This window comes from Streptomyces mayteni (genome assembly GCF_054783955.1).
On record NZ_BAAGPR010000100.1, the window covers coordinates 1 to 12,207 of the forward strand.

The following is a 12,207-nucleotide window of genomic DNA, read 5'->3' on the forward strand; positions in this document are numbered from 1 at the left end:
GCTGCCGCCGCGACCCGCCTGCGCGACATCCGCACCGGCGCCGGCCGGCCGCGCCCGCGCGGCGCCGCGCGGGCGCGGCACGAAAACCGCGCGTGCGCGAAGGGCTACCCCGTCGTCGCCGCCCGCCCAACCGACCCCGTCCCCGTTCACCCACGTCAGGAGCCCACTGTGCCGCTCGCCGGCGAGTCGCCACCGGACCGCCTCACCGCCAACCCCACCCGCACCGCCCGCCAGGCGGCGGACCACTCAGGGGCCACCCCCGCTGGCCGGCCGCGCACGCCATCGCCCACCGCCAACCCCACGGGGACCGCCCCCCGCACCGCCCACCACGCGGCAGATCACTCGGGGCACGCCCGCGGGCCGCGCAGGCCACCGCCCACCGCCAACCCCACGGAGACCGCCCCCCGCACCGCCCACCACGCGGCAGATCACTCGGGGCACGCCCGCGGGCCGCGCAGGCCACCGCCCACCGCCAACCCCACGGGGACCGTTCCCGGTACCGCCCGCCACGCGGCGGACCAAGCGGGGTTCGCCCCCGCCCGCCGGCCGCGCAGGCCATCGCTCACCGCCAACCCCACGGGCACCGCCCCCGGCACCCGGCGGACCGCTCGGGGTTCGCGGCCGCCGGCCCGCCCGCCAGGCAGGCCGCCGCTCGCCGGCCACGCCCGGGAGGACACACGCAGGTGACCACCACCGCACACCCCCTCCTGGCCGCGCTCGCGGCCGAGTTGCCGGCGGGGCGGCTCACCGCCGGCCCCGACGCGACCGCCCGCTACGCCACTGACCGGTCGGGGTTCAGGCCCGCCGGCGCGCCGCTCGCGGTCGCGCACCCGGCGAGCGCCGAGGAGACCGCGGCCGTGCTGCGGCACGCGTACGCGCTGCGCGTGCCCGTCGTGCCGCGCTGCGCCGGCACCGGCCGCACCGGCGGCGCGGTGGCCGGGCCCGACAGCCTGGTCCTCGACCTCAGCCGGATGAACCGCGTGCTGCGGCTCTCCCCCGAGGACCAACTGGCCGTCGTGGAGCCGGGCGTCGTCACCGCCGACCTCGACCGGGCCGCGGCCGCGCACGGGTTGCGCTACGCGCCCGACCCGGCGAGCGCCGCGATCTCCACCATCGGCGGCAACATCGCCACCAACGCGGGCGGGTTGCGCTGCGCCAAGTACGGCGTGACCCGCGAGGCGGTCCTCGGCCTGGAGGCCGTCCTCGCCGACGGCACCCGGCTGCGCACCGGCCGGTCCACCGTCAAGGGCGTCACCGGCTACGACCTGACGGCGCTGCTCACCGGATCGGAGGGCACGCTGGCCGTGATCACCGCGGCGACCGTGCGGCTGCGGCCGATCCCGGCCGAGACCGGCACGCTCGCCGCCTTCTTCGACACCTTCGCCGACGCGGCCGCGGCCGCCACCGCCCTCACCGCGGCCGGCATCGAGCCGGCGCTGGCCGAACTCCTCGACGGCTCCGTGCTGGCCGCCATCGACGCCTTCCAGGGCGGCGGACTGCGGGAACGCGGCGGCGCGCTGCTGATCGTCCAGTGCGACGGCAGTGGCGCCGGCGCCGACACCGCACGCGCCGCCCGGCTGCTCGCCGGCCACGGCGCCGCCCATGTCGAGGTCGCCGAGGACGCGGCGGGGGCCGAGGCGCTGCTGGCCGCCCGCCGGCTCGCCCTGCCCGCGCTGGAGCGGACCGGCCGGCCGCTGATCGAGGACGTCGCGGTGCCGAGGAGCCGACTGGCCGCCGCCGTGCGGGAGATCGAGCGGATCTCGGCCGCGCACGGCGTGCCCGTGCACACCCTGGCCCACGCCGCCGACGGGAACCTGCACCCGATCCTCGTCACCGACCCCGAGCTGCCCGAGATCCCCGAGCACGTGTGGCGCGCGGCGGACGAGATCTTCACCGCCGCGCTGCGCCTCGGCGGCACCCTCACCGGCGAGCACGGCGTCGGCCTGCTCAAACGCCGGTGGCTCGCCCGGGAGTTGGGGCCGGAGAACCTGGCCCTGCAACGCCGCGTCAAGGACGCCTTCGACCCGCGCCACCTCCTCAACCCCGGCAAGGCCCTCTAGCGCATGCCCGCAGCACCTCACGAAAGGCGGCCCCCATGGCCCGCGTCCTGCTCGTCGGCGGCAGCCCGTCCGCCCGTTCCCGCACCGCCGCGGCCCTCGACGCGGCCGGTCGTGCCCTGGTAGCCGCCGGGCACGAGACCGACTCGCTGGCCGTCCGCGACCTGCCCCCCGCCGCGCTGCTCCGCGCCGACTTCGCCGACCCGGCGGTGCGGGCGGCCGCCGCGCGGGTCGAGCGCGCGGACGCGCTGGTCGTCGGCACCCCGGTCTACAAGGCGTCGTACTCGGGTCTGCTGAAGTCCTGGCTAGACCTGCTGCCGCAGTACGCGCTGGCCGGGAAGACGGTCCTCCCGCTGACCACCGGCGGCTCCCCGGCCCACACCCTCGTCCTGGACTACGCGCTGCGCCCGGTGCTGTCCTCGATGGGCGCGGCGCACATCGCGCGGGGCTGCTTCCTGCTCGACAGGGCCATCACCAAGCCCACGGCCGACGCCGCCGCGCCGCACCTCGCGGCCGAGGCCCGCGACCGCCTCGACCGCGCGCTCGCGGGCCTGCTCGACGCCCTCAAGGCACCCTCGGCGCTGGCGAGTTGAGCCGGAGGTCGGCCGTCAGCGCCCTCGGGTGACCGGGGCCTGCCAGAGGGCGACGATCGCGTCGATCAGGCCGTCCGCCGTCTCACCCCAACTGGCGCGTGACGTCGGCAGGTTGTCCGCGAGGGCGCGTTCGCGCTCCGCCGTCATCTGGGTGATCAGATGCCGGGTCATGGCGCCCCGTTCGACGCGCACGTCGGCCGGCAGGTCGGGCAGCCGGCCGACGAGGCCTTCCTGGAGTCTCGCCATGGACGGCGAACTGGCCGCCGTCTCCTCGCTGCTGACGGCCCGCAGCGCCGGGTCGGTCTCGACCTGGGCCATGAACCTGGCGTACCAGCTGGGGGTGCCGAGCGCCGCGAGGTGCTCGGTGACGGGGCGGACCGCGCAGGCCACCCAGTCCCGCAGGTCGGCTGAGTCGTCCATGCCGGCCAGCATCCGGGCGCGGCCGAGATCCACCTGCTCGGCGTGGCGCCTGACGATGGCGCGGACCAGGTCGGTCTTGGTGCCGAAGTGGTAGCTGACGGCGGTGTTGTTCCCCTGCCCGGCGGCCAGACTGATCTGGCGGTTGGCCACCGCGTGCACCCCGTCCTCGGCGAACAGCCGCTCCGCCGCCGCGAGAAGGGCCTCCCGCGTCGCGCTGACCTGTTCGTCACGTCTCGTTCTGCCGGCCATCCCCACCACCGCTTCAGGACCCCGGCCCGGTCGGCGAGGTCGAACGACGAAAGAGTACGCAACGACCCACCGGTTCCGGCCATACCTCGGATGCGCTCTTGAAGGAGGATCCCCCGCGGACGATAATTTTAAGTAAATCGATTGACTTAAATGAGCCGCACTCTCCCCGTCTGGAGACGACAGATGAGTCGACCCGACCCCCTCCTCCGGCTGCCGCTGCCCACCGAGGGGCCGCTGGACCCGCCGGCCGACTGGCAACAGCTCCGCGCGCGCTGCCCGGTGGCCACCGTCGAGCTCCCCAGCGGAGACACCGCCACCTACCTGACCCGCTACGAGCACGTCAGGTCACTGCTCACCGACCCGCGCTTCTCCCGCCCCACCGCCGAGGAGGGCGGCGCCCGGATCGCCCCGGAGGGCGGCGGCGGGGTGTCGACCAACGGCGACGCGACGCTGGCCGTCCCCAACCGGGGCGAGGCCCACCTGCGGTGGCGGCGCCATGTGAGCAGGTACTTCACCGCCAAGCGCGTCACGGCGCTGCGCCCCGGCATGGTGGCCACGGCCGAATCCCTCGTCGCCGACATGGTGCGCGGCGGCGCGCCCGCCGACCTCAAGGCCGCACTCGGCTTCCCGCTCCCGGTCTTCGTGATCTGCGACCTGCTCGGCGCGCCCGTCGAGGACCGGCTCCGCTTCTCCTACTGGTCCGACGCCTTCCTCAACGTCGACCGCTACACCGGGGACGAGAGCCACGCCGCCTACACCGACTTCGTGACCTACATGACGGATCTGGTGGCCACCAAGCGCGCCACGCCGGGCGAGGACCTGATCTCCACGCTGATCGAGGAGAGCCGGGCGGAGGGCGAGGGCCTCACCGATCCCGAACTCGTCGGCACCGCGATGGGTTTGCTGGTCGCCGGCCACGAGACCACCGCCAACATGATCGGCAAGATGGTCGCCCTGCTCCTCGCCGACCGTGGCCGGTGGGAACGCCTGCTGGCCGACCCCACCCTGGTGCGCACCGCGGTCGACGAGGTGCTGCGCGCCGACGCCAACCTCGGCGGCTTCGGCGTCCGGCGCTACCTCACCGAGGACTTCGAGCTCGACGGCACCGTGCTGCCCGGCGGCAGCACCGTCTTCTGCGGGGTCTCCGCCGCCAACCGCGACGAGCGGGTCTTCGACCGGCCGGACGAGCTCGACCTCGCCCGCACCCCCAACCCGCACCTCACCTTCGGCGCCGGGCCGCACTCCTGCCTCGGCCAGTCCCTCGCCCGCACCGAGCTCCAGGTCACCCTCGACGTCCTGCTCCGCAAGCTGCCCAGCCTCGAACTGGCCGTGCCGGTCGCCGAGTTGCGGCAGGTCGAGGGGCTGACCGTGGGCGGTCTCCGCGAGGTGCCGGTCCGCTGGTGACCCCGGGGCGGCCCGGACCTACCCGCGCCTCGTCAGGCCGGTGCCCTCGGGCGGGTCGATGCCGAAGTCGGCGCGGAGCAGGGCGAGAAGCTCCGCGTCGTCGACGAGTTCGCGCCGCTCCACGGTGGTACCGTCGGGGGCGGTGACGGTCAGGGTGCGGCCGGCGATCTCCCGGTGCCCGCCGTCGGCGGTGGTGCGTTGGAGGTAGAGGGAGCGGCGGAACGGCGACCGCGGATGGGTGGCGATGTGCCAGTTCATCACGGCGTAGTCCGCCGCCTCGAACGGCTCCAGGGTGAAGGCGTACTGGTCCCGCCACTCGCCGCCGACGAACCCCGCGGCGAACAGGGTGTTGCGCTCGTAGCAGTAGCTGCCCCTCGGCCGGCGGACCAGCTTCTCCTGCACGTCCGCCAGCGCCAGCGAGGGCGCCGTCCCCAGGACCACGGCGTCCAGGTTCTCGAACGGCAGCGCCGCCAGGTGCGCCCGGTGCAGCGCGCGCAGGGTCTCGGCGGTGGCCGCCCCGAGCATGCCCTTCCTGGTGCACGACCGGGGCGGGGGTCTGGGGGCGTCAGCCGGCGCCGGCGCCGCTTCCGACGAGGAAGCCGCACAGCGCTGCCCCGATGACGAAACAGGCCAGGACGAACGGGCCCGCGAAGCGTCCGGCGTAGGCCAGGCCCCGTTTCGTGGCTCTACTCCAGCGTTCGTGAAGGCGTCCGATGGGCGTCTCCTTCGTGGGCGCGTCTTCGATACGGGGAAGATGTGGCGCGTATTCGTGGTCTTGGCCGGAGGGCCTGTCGACGACTGATGCCGGATCAACGCGCCAATGCCGCTCAACGGTCACGAAGAACTGACTGCGTGCCAATCCTTCGTTTTCGGGATGGAGGAGAGCCCAGCGGGCGACCGGATCAGAGTTGCTGTCCACACGCCCGGACTGTTCGGGGCAGGTCATGCACTCCGCCTGATAGATGCGGTCCGGCGCGCCCTCGGCCCACTCAGCGTGGAGCACCAGCCGGGCGCCCCCACGATCACCTGAGCGCTTGCTGTCGCACCGCTCATGGTGCGCCCTCCGCGTGCTTCGTCGGGTGGTGGTCGGATGTCTGCCCAGACCGCCAGGAGTTCCCGGGAACGGGACGGACGGCCGGAATGGAGTGGGACCCTGCGGCGATGCGATTGCCCAGGGTCGGTTGCGTGCGGAGACCGGGCGGCCTCGGGACGAGGGGGAGCAGGAGCACGGGCCGAGCGGACCACTCGACCATGACCTGGTCTGAACGAACCTCGACGATGTGCTGTTGGCCGGCCCGGAGATGGGCGATCGCTTCCCACTGGCCGAGTTCGAGCCAGTCGAGGGCCCGCTGAACGCCCTTCGCGTCGAAGACGTGCAGTAGCACGCGGAGCTCCACGCGCAGCCATACCAGGGCGCTGTGAGGGGTGCTCGCCATGAAGTACCAGCCGCGGGCGGTCTGGCCGTGTGAGCCAGCGATGATCTGGCACCGCCACCGACGGGTGACGGCGAGCGGGCGCGTCACCTGGCGAGCGGGGGTGGCGGTCGGATCGTTCACCGCGCCACCTCGGCCCATACAGCCTTGCCGAGGGGACGGTCGTCCACGCCCCACCGCACCGCGAGGGCTTCCACGATGAACAGGCCGCGGCCCCTGACGCGTTCATCAGACTCGGGCTTGATGCGTGGCCTGCGGCGTACGGTGTCATGCACTTCGATGCGCACCACATCGGCGGCGGGCGCGATGACCACGCGCACCGAGTCCCCCGGTTCGGTGCCGTACCGAACGGCGTTGGTGACCAACTCCGAGACGATGAGCCGCGCGTCGTCGATTTGCGAATCTGCGAGGGCTGGAGTGAGCCGGGCCAGGACTTCGCAGACGAACTGACGTGCTGCTGCGACGACTTCCGGACCGCTGGAGTGTGTCTGCTCGGCAGGCGGGTCCGACGGAGGATGACAACGGCTGGTCCCTAACGTGTTCGGCCGCGTGATTGCCATGCAATCTCCCTCATGGGGCGGTGCCAGTCGGCGCAGGTTTCCGAAACGCCAGCGTTGGCACAATCACATTTCGTCGCTCCAGGGTGGACCTCAACACAGCTAGAATGCAAATCCGTAGAGTCAAGATGAGAATTTGCATGCACTCGCGAGAGTGAGGTTCGGAGGGGGAAGCAAGGCGCGTGACATGGTTAGAGGTCAACGGGCAGACTGTCGGCGAGGGCCCAGAACAGGAGGGAAGAGCCTTGAGCGTGCCCACCGTGCGCCGGCGCAGGCTCGGCGCGAAGTTGCGCGAGCTGCGCGCTGATCGCGACCTCACGCTTGACGACGTCGCCGAGAAGGCGCCCCGCCGGATTACGGTCGCCAAGCTTTCGCGGCTGGAGACTGCGCGAAGCGCCGCCAAAGCGCCAGACGTTGAGATGCTGCTCGACCTGTATGGCGTTGACGGGCCTGAGCTACGAGCCGCCCTGCTCTCCCTCACCCGTGAGGGGGCCAAACGCGGGTGGTGGCACAGTTACCGTGGCGTGCTGTCCCCGGTCTACGAGGACTTGATCAGCCTTGAGGCTGACGCGGCATCCGTGCGGACATGGCAGGTCGCCGCGATTCCTGGCCTGCTGCACACGGCCGAGTACGCACGGGAGATCATCAGAACGACCGCCATGTCGGAGGCCGTTGAGGCGAAGGTCGATGCCCTCGTCGAGGTACGCCTCGCTCGGCAATCCGTCCTCACTCGTGACGAACCAGTCGGTCTGTGGGCGATCATCGCGGAGGGCGCGCTTCGCACGCGATGTGTGGGTGATGGCGTGATGGACGACCAACTCGGGCGGCTGCTCACGCTGAGCAAGCGGCCCAACATCAACATTCAGATTCTGCCGACGGACGCGCCGCCTCACGTCGGGCAGATGGGCGCGTTCTCACTCCTCGGTTTCGAGGACCTCGTCGACCTCGACGTCGTCCACGTTGAGAGCCTCACATCGGCGTTGTACGTCGAGGAGCGGGCACAGGTGGGCGTCTACCGGGACGCTTTCGAGCGGCTGACCGCGACGGCGCTGTCGGTCGAGGCGTCCGCCGATCGCATCGCAGAGATAAGGGAACAGGGATGAGCCACATCGAAGACGCATCGACGCTCGCCGTCGCATGGTGGAAGTCATCACGCTCTGACACGGGGGCACAGTGCGTCGAGCTTGGCGTCGTCGACGATGAGATAGTCGCGGTGCGGGACAGCAAGGCCCCAACCGGGCCCGCGCTGTTGCTGAGTCGTGGGCAGGTGCGTGACCTGGTCGCCGTAGTGACCTCCGGTCGGTGGGACGAGGTATAGCAGGAGGAAAGGGCATACGCGCCCTCGTAGCCGGCGTGGTGCCGGTTGCGGGGGCACGGTCCTTGTCGGTCGGGACCGTGCTACGGGGTTCCGCCGACGCGGAGCCCGTCCTGCGGCGGCAGGAGAGGTTACGGGGACACCTCGGCCTCCGGCGGGGCGACGCGAACCCAGGGAGGTAGGAGCGGGCCGGACGCTTTCGAGGTCGACGCGTTCCTGAAGTGCCCGTCCGGTCAGCGCCTGTCTGACGCGTTCGCGCGCCAACGCCCGTGGATGAACGGTCCGTCGAGCTTCCCCCAGTGCTCCGGGCCAGCTCATTTGCGCGCTCGAACGTCTCGACACGGCTGGTGGGGGAGCGGGACATGGCGCCCTCTGGTGTGATCGAACAGCCGTAGACCCCTCTCTGTCACTGTTGTGTGAGACGTTCAGACACAGCCCGGGAAGAATCTGCGAACCGACTGGCTACCTCAGACGAAGGCTCTGATGCGAGGGGGGACATGAACCAGTTCGAACTGCGTCGTGTGGAACAGCAGCTCCGCGAAGCGTTGCAAGACACCGCCCTGAGTTGGGTGCTCGACGATGTCGACGCGGCGATCGCCGCGGGAGTGCCTGAGGAGAAGATCCTCCGCCGACGCCAACAACGCCGCGGCGAAGACTCCCCCGCCACGAGCCCAGCCGCGGCCGCGGCGCGATACGAGGTCGTGGACCGCAGCGCGCTTGGCCATGTCGAGTACGAGGCATCGCGCAAGCGAGGAACGCTGGTAATCGCCACGCGAGCCATGACGGATGAAGAACGTGTCCAGCTCATCCTGGAAGCGGTAAGGCGTGTGCTCGTCGAACTACCTGAAATGGAACTGGAAGTGCTGAAGACACTCCGGACCGAGCCCGAGGCCGACGTCGGCAGCCGGAGCACGGCTGAAGCGGTCGTGTTCGAACCAGATGAAAGCGCTCGATCGCACCGTAGCCGAACGGAGTTCTGGGGAGATCGAATGCCGACTGAGCGACGTACACGCGTCAGTCAACTGCTGGCCGATGTGACGAGGCAGGTTGTCAGTTGAGCACGGTCGATCACCTGATCAGTGAGATCAAGAGCCTGCTGGCGGCGGGGGCGGTGTCGTACGACTCCGCTTCGAAACCGTCAGACGTCTACGAGGGCTTCATCTTCTCCCTGATCGTTGCCACTGCGAGTCGGCATGGCGCCACTGTCATCTATGAGGACGTCTATGGGGCGAGGGCCAGCAGCCTTGTCTTCCGGACGGGGCCCGGTCATCTGTATAGCAACAGCCAGCCCTTCACCCACGCTGTGATCGAGTTCGACGGTGCTCCCGCCCTTGAGGTCCACCTCGGCGTGTACGTGACCGGTGCGTCGGGCGTCCTGCACGAATGCGACGTGCTGGTACTGCCAGCTGAGGAAGCTGCCCTGAGCCGGGCACAGGGCATCGCGCCGCGAGGCAGTCAGTGCGTCCTCATCGTCGAGTGCAAGTACTACGTCTCCAACCTCGGCATCGGTCTCGCGCGGAACTTCGAGGGGCTGCGCGCCGACATTCGCACGCAGAACGAGCTCTTCGTCTCGAACACCAGGTCATCGAGCATCGTGCGGTACCTCGATGCCCGAAAGAGAGGCTTCGAGCCGGACGTCGTGCCCAACTCACCGCAGGCAGGTTATCTCCAGGCGGAGATCAGGAAGACCTTCAAGAGCTACCTGAGCAAGCACGCACCCTCAACGGTGATCTGAGCCTGTCAGTCGAGCGCAAGGATTCCGCGCGAACGGATACGGCGGGATGATCGGCCGCCCTGTCAGCTTCCAACGAGCACCGGGCGTGCCGGGAAGCCGTGCTCGCGCCGCCTCGTTACTGAACGTATCGGCGTATTGACACAGGTGCCCGGAAGGGTGGATGGTCCGCAAGCAGGCGCAAGACGCTGGACATGGGAGGATGCCGTGGCACTACAGTTTATCGCGAAAGACCCGGAGACGGGCAGCAACGCGTCCCCGACGGTGTGGGTGGACGAGGCCGACGACGGGCTCCTGCTCCAGGGCTGGAAGGCGGGAGAGGAGACCCTGGAGGAGTGCCTGAAGACTGGGAGCATCCCCGACCACGAGGCGGTCATCAAGATCCCGGCCAGGATGATCCCGATCGTGAGGGAGGCGTGTGATGTCGCAGAACGTGCCCGACTTCGGCGAGCTGCTGGCGAACTGCCATAGGTCCGCCGTCCATCTCGAGATGCGGGACGCCTATGGCGTCTCCTACGAGGCCGACGACTTCGCCGCCTGGCGCGAGACCGGCCGCTGGGACAACCCGGCGTACTGGGCGCCGTGGATGGAGCTGGTGCGCGAGGCGGTCGGCCGCGGCGTGGAGATGCGACGCGCTCGCATCGTGTCCGAGCCGGTCACCGAGTACATCCGCTTCGAGCACGCCGGCACCGTCAACAACCTGGCGGCCGGCGAACAGGTCCGGTGGCTGCCCCGCCAGCAGGCCTCCGACATCGCGCTGCCCGGCAACGACTTCTGGCTCTTCGACGACCGCCTGGTCGAGTGGAACCACTTCACCGGCGACGGCGAGCTCGTAGGCCACGAACTGACCGACGACCCCGCCGTGGTCAAGCTCTGCGGCAACGCCTTCGAGACGGTCTGGCAGCGAGCTGTTCCGCACGACCAGTTCCACGTCTGAGCACCCCGTCTCCATGCCGGTCTCACCGTCGTCCAGCGTCCAGGAAGCCCGCAAGGCCATCGCGGGGCGGCTGCGCGCGGCACGCCTGGACGCTGGGCTGACCGGCCACAAGCTCTCGCTGCTGTGCGGCTGGCACGCGGCCAAGACGTCCCGGATCGAGAACGGCAAGGCGATCCCCACGCCGGCGGACATCCGGGCCTGGCTGACGGCCTGCCAAGCTGAGGAAGAGATCCCCGACCTCATCGCGTCCGCGCGCACCGCCGACTCCATGTACGTGGAATGGCGGAGACTCCATCGGGGCCTGCGCGGCATCCAGGAGTCCTACCAGCCGCTCTACGAGCGCACGCGCGTCTTCCGCGTCTACTGCTCCAACGTCATCCCCGGCCTGCTCCAGACCCCCGAGTACGCGGCCGCCCTGATGGGCGTGATCGCGGACTTCCACGGGACAAGCCACGAGGACTCCGAGGAAGCGGCGGCGGCGCGGGTCGAACGCTCGCAGGTGATCCGCAGTGGCCGGCACCGGTTCGCCCTGCTCGTCGAGGAATCGGTCCTGCGGTACCGCATCGGCGACGCCGCCGTGATGGCCGGTCAACTCGGCCATCTCCTCGCCGCGATGGCGCTGCCCGCCGTCTCCTTCGGGGTCATACCCGCCACAGCCCAGCGGCTGATCTGGCCGCAGGAGACGTTCAGCGTCTTCGACGACGAGTGCGTGGAGGTCGAACTGCTGACCGCCCGGGTCATGGTCACGGCGCCGACCGAGCTGAGGCACTACCTCAAGGCGTTCAACGACCTGTCGGCGATGGCCGTCCACGGGGCGGCGGCCCGTGAGTTGATCGCTGCGGCCCTCGACACTCTTGAGTGATTCCGCGCAATAATCCGCAAGAAGCTGGAGGCTGATCTCCGCCTCTCCCTACGGTCGTGGTACGCGCTTCCCCCGCTCGCTTGGAGCGACCATGCCCGATGTCTCAACGCCACCTCCTGAGCTCATGGTTGACCATCCCACCACCGACGTCACGGTCGTCACAGGGCTGGAAGGACCTCTCGAGCCGAGCACGCCCGTCCGCTGCCGGTACTGCCGGCACGACGTCGTGACGGACGACGACCACGCCGTCAACTGCGCCTGGAAGCGGGGCAAGGCGGGTGCGCGGTGAGTACCGCGATCCGCGTACGGCGGGAGCGAGTGATCTCTGGCCTGTGCCGGTACGCCGATGAGCACCCTGCCTATGCCGACTTCCACAGCGAGTGCCGCGGCAACTGGGTCGCCACCATCCGCCACGACAGCCAGTGGACCAGCACGCTGCGCGGATTCTGCGACTGCCCCTGCCACGCAGTGCCCACCACCGCCGACCAGGAGGCACGATGACGGTCGCCTGGACTCTGGCGGCTTTGGTCGTTGGCTGGTTGGTGGTGTCCCCGGTCTTCCTGGTGGCGGCCGGCCGTGCCTGGTCGGCCCCACTGTGCTCCGCGGAGCCCCCTGGGCCGTCGGGCGCCGGCCCCGCCGCACTCCAGG

General features: G+C 70.6%; 17 protein-coding genes. 12 read left to right on the forward strand and 5 right to left on the reverse strand.

What is annotated here, in order from left to right; translation table 11 throughout:
- The first annotated feature begins 683 nt into the window (after positions 1-683).
- Complete coding sequence (locus ACYVPE_RS31195) at positions 684-2,060, forward strand: FAD-binding oxidoreductase (RefSeq protein WP_461037124.1); 1,377 nt, start codon at positions 684-686, stop codon at positions 2,058-2,060.
- 35 nt (positions 2,061-2,095) lie between these two features.
- On the forward strand, positions 2,096-2,650 hold the full coding sequence (gene ssuE / locus ACYVPE_RS31200) for an NADPH-dependent FMN reductase (RefSeq protein WP_461037125.1): 555 nt from the start codon (positions 2,096-2,098) through the stop codon (positions 2,648-2,650).
- Between the two features lie 15 nt (positions 2,651-2,665).
- On the opposite strand, the gene ACYVPE_RS31205 is transcribed toward ssuE, so the two are convergent.
- Positions 2,666-3,319, reverse strand: coding sequence for a TetR/AcrR family transcriptional regulator (locus ACYVPE_RS31205; RefSeq protein WP_461037126.1), 654 nt, complete (start codon positions 3,317-3,319; stop codon positions 2,666-2,668).
- A 183-nt stretch (positions 3,320-3,502) separates the two neighbouring features.
- Here ACYVPE_RS31205 and ACYVPE_RS31210 point away from each other — a divergent pair, with 183 nt between their 5' ends.
- Entirely contained in the window at positions 3,503-4,723 is a 1,221-nt protein-coding gene (locus ACYVPE_RS31210; protein ID WP_461037127.1) for a cytochrome P450, read from the forward strand.
- Between the two features lie 18 nt (positions 4,724-4,741).
- Here ACYVPE_RS31210 and ACYVPE_RS31215 read toward each other — a convergent pair whose 3' ends face one another.
- Genes ACYVPE_RS31215 through ACYVPE_RS31230 form a run of 4 tightly spaced genes read right to left on the reverse strand, consistent with a single transcriptional unit; the run spans position 4,742 to position 6,716 of the window.
- Positions 4,742-5,248, reverse strand: a complete 507-nt coding sequence (locus ACYVPE_RS31215; protein WP_461037128.1) for an arylamine N-acetyltransferase family protein — start codon at positions 5,246-5,248, stop codon at positions 4,742-4,744.
- Positions 5,249-5,288: 40 nt separating this feature from the next.
- Positions 5,289-5,726, reverse strand: a complete 438-nt coding sequence (locus ACYVPE_RS31220; RefSeq protein ID WP_461037129.1) for a DUF7848 domain-containing protein — start codon at positions 5,724-5,726, stop codon at positions 5,289-5,291.
- A 46-nt stretch (positions 5,727-5,772) separates the two neighbouring features.
- A complete protein-coding gene (locus tag ACYVPE_RS31225; protein ID WP_461037130.1) occupies positions 5,773-6,279 on the reverse strand; it encodes a hypothetical protein in 507 nt (168 codons plus the stop codon).
- Positions 6,276-6,716 (reverse strand): ATP-binding protein, encoded by a 441-nt coding sequence (locus tag ACYVPE_RS31230; RefSeq protein ID WP_461037131.1) that lies wholly within the window; start codon positions 6,714-6,716, stop codon positions 6,276-6,278. Before ACYVPE_RS31230 ends, ACYVPE_RS31225 begins: the two co-directional genes overlap by 4 nt.
- A gap of 248 nt (positions 6,717-6,964) precedes the next feature.
- On the opposite strand from ACYVPE_RS31230, the gene ACYVPE_RS31235 reads away from it, so the two are divergent.
- The 9 genes from ACYVPE_RS31235 to ACYVPE_RS31275 all read left to right on the forward strand — a co-directional run bounded on the left by ACYVPE_RS31235 (position 6,965) and on the right by ACYVPE_RS31275 (position 12,060).
- On the forward strand, positions 6,965-7,816 hold the full coding sequence (locus ACYVPE_RS31235; RefSeq protein ID WP_461037155.1) for a helix-turn-helix domain-containing protein: 852 nt from the start codon (positions 6,965-6,967) through the stop codon (positions 7,814-7,816).
- Positions 7,813-8,031 (forward strand): DUF397 domain-containing protein, encoded by a 219-nt coding sequence (locus ACYVPE_RS31240; protein WP_461037132.1) that lies wholly within the window; start codon positions 7,813-7,815, stop codon positions 8,029-8,031. Before ACYVPE_RS31235 ends, ACYVPE_RS31240 begins: the two co-directional genes overlap by 4 nt.
- Before the next feature lie 494 nt (positions 8,032-8,525).
- Positions 8,526-9,086, forward strand: a complete 561-nt coding sequence (locus tag ACYVPE_RS31245) for a hypothetical protein (RefSeq protein ID WP_461037133.1) — start codon at positions 8,526-8,528, stop codon at positions 9,084-9,086.
- On the forward strand, positions 9,083-9,763 hold the full coding sequence (locus ACYVPE_RS31250; protein ID WP_461037134.1) for a hypothetical protein: 681 nt from the start codon (positions 9,083-9,085) through the stop codon (positions 9,761-9,763). The genes ACYVPE_RS31245 and ACYVPE_RS31250 overlap by 4 nt, the downstream gene beginning before the upstream one ends.
- 204 nt (positions 9,764-9,967) lie before the next feature.
- Positions 9,968-10,231 carry a hypothetical protein gene (locus tag ACYVPE_RS31255; protein ID WP_461037135.1) on the forward strand — a complete coding sequence of 88 codons (264 nt, stop codon included), beginning with the start codon at positions 9,968-9,970 and terminating at the stop codon, positions 10,229-10,231.
- Positions 10,182-10,697: a DUF6879 family protein gene (locus ACYVPE_RS31260; RefSeq protein WP_461037136.1), complete on the forward strand. Its 516-nt coding sequence runs from the start codon at positions 10,182-10,184 to the stop codon at positions 10,695-10,697. Before ACYVPE_RS31255 ends, ACYVPE_RS31260 begins: the two co-directional genes overlap by 50 nt.
- A 13-nt stretch (positions 10,698-10,710) precedes the next feature.
- Positions 10,711-11,559, forward strand: a complete 849-nt coding sequence (locus ACYVPE_RS31265) for a helix-turn-helix domain-containing protein (protein WP_461037137.1) — start codon at positions 10,711-10,713, stop codon at positions 11,557-11,559.
- Between the two features lie 124 nt (positions 11,560-11,683).
- The gene (locus ACYVPE_RS31270; protein WP_461037138.1) at positions 11,684-11,848 is read left to right on the forward strand and encodes a hypothetical protein; all 165 of its coding nucleotides are present in this window, start codon (positions 11,684-11,686) and stop codon (positions 11,846-11,848) included.
- On the forward strand, positions 11,845-12,060 hold the full coding sequence (locus tag ACYVPE_RS31275; protein WP_461037139.1) for a hypothetical protein: 216 nt from the start codon (positions 11,845-11,847) through the stop codon (positions 12,058-12,060). The genes ACYVPE_RS31270 and ACYVPE_RS31275 overlap by 4 nt, the downstream gene beginning before the upstream one ends.
- Positions 12,061-12,207 lie beyond the last annotated feature (147 nt).

Bases quoted from the DNA above. Each gene is read 5' to 3' on its own strand.
- ssuE (WP_461037125.1), top strand. From the start codon at position 2,096: ATGGCCCGCGTCCTGCTCGTCGGCGGCAGCCCGTCCGCCCGTTCCCGC.
- ACYVPE_RS31205 (WP_461037126.1), bottom strand. From the start codon at position 3,319: ATGGCCGGCAGAACGAGACGTGACGAACAGGTCAGCGCGACGCGGGAG.
- ACYVPE_RS31210 (WP_461037127.1), top strand. From the start codon at position 3,503: ATGAGTCGACCCGACCCCCTCCTCCGGCTGCCGCTGCCCACCGAGGGG.
- ACYVPE_RS31215 (WP_461037128.1), bottom strand. From the start codon at position 5,248: ATGCTCGGGGCGGCCACCGCCGAGACCCTGCGCGCGCTGCACCGGGCG.
- ACYVPE_RS31230 (WP_461037131.1), bottom strand. From the start codon at position 6,716: ATGGCAATCACGCGGCCGAACACGTTAGGGACCAGCCGTTGTCATCCT.
- ACYVPE_RS31240 (WP_461037132.1), top strand. From the start codon at position 7,813: ATGAGCCACATCGAAGACGCATCGACGCTCGCCGTCGCATGGTGGAAG.
- ACYVPE_RS31245 (WP_461037133.1), top strand. From the start codon at position 8,526: ATGAACCAGTTCGAACTGCGTCGTGTGGAACAGCAGCTCCGCGAAGCG.
- ACYVPE_RS31260 (WP_461037136.1), top strand. From the start codon at position 10,182: ATGTCGCAGAACGTGCCCGACTTCGGCGAGCTGCTGGCGAACTGCCAT.
- ACYVPE_RS31265 (WP_461037137.1), top strand. From the start codon at position 10,711: ATGCCGGTCTCACCGTCGTCCAGCGTCCAGGAAGCCCGCAAGGCCATC.
- ACYVPE_RS31270 (WP_461037138.1), top strand. From the start codon at position 11,684: ATGGTTGACCATCCCACCACCGACGTCACGGTCGTCACAGGGCTGGAA.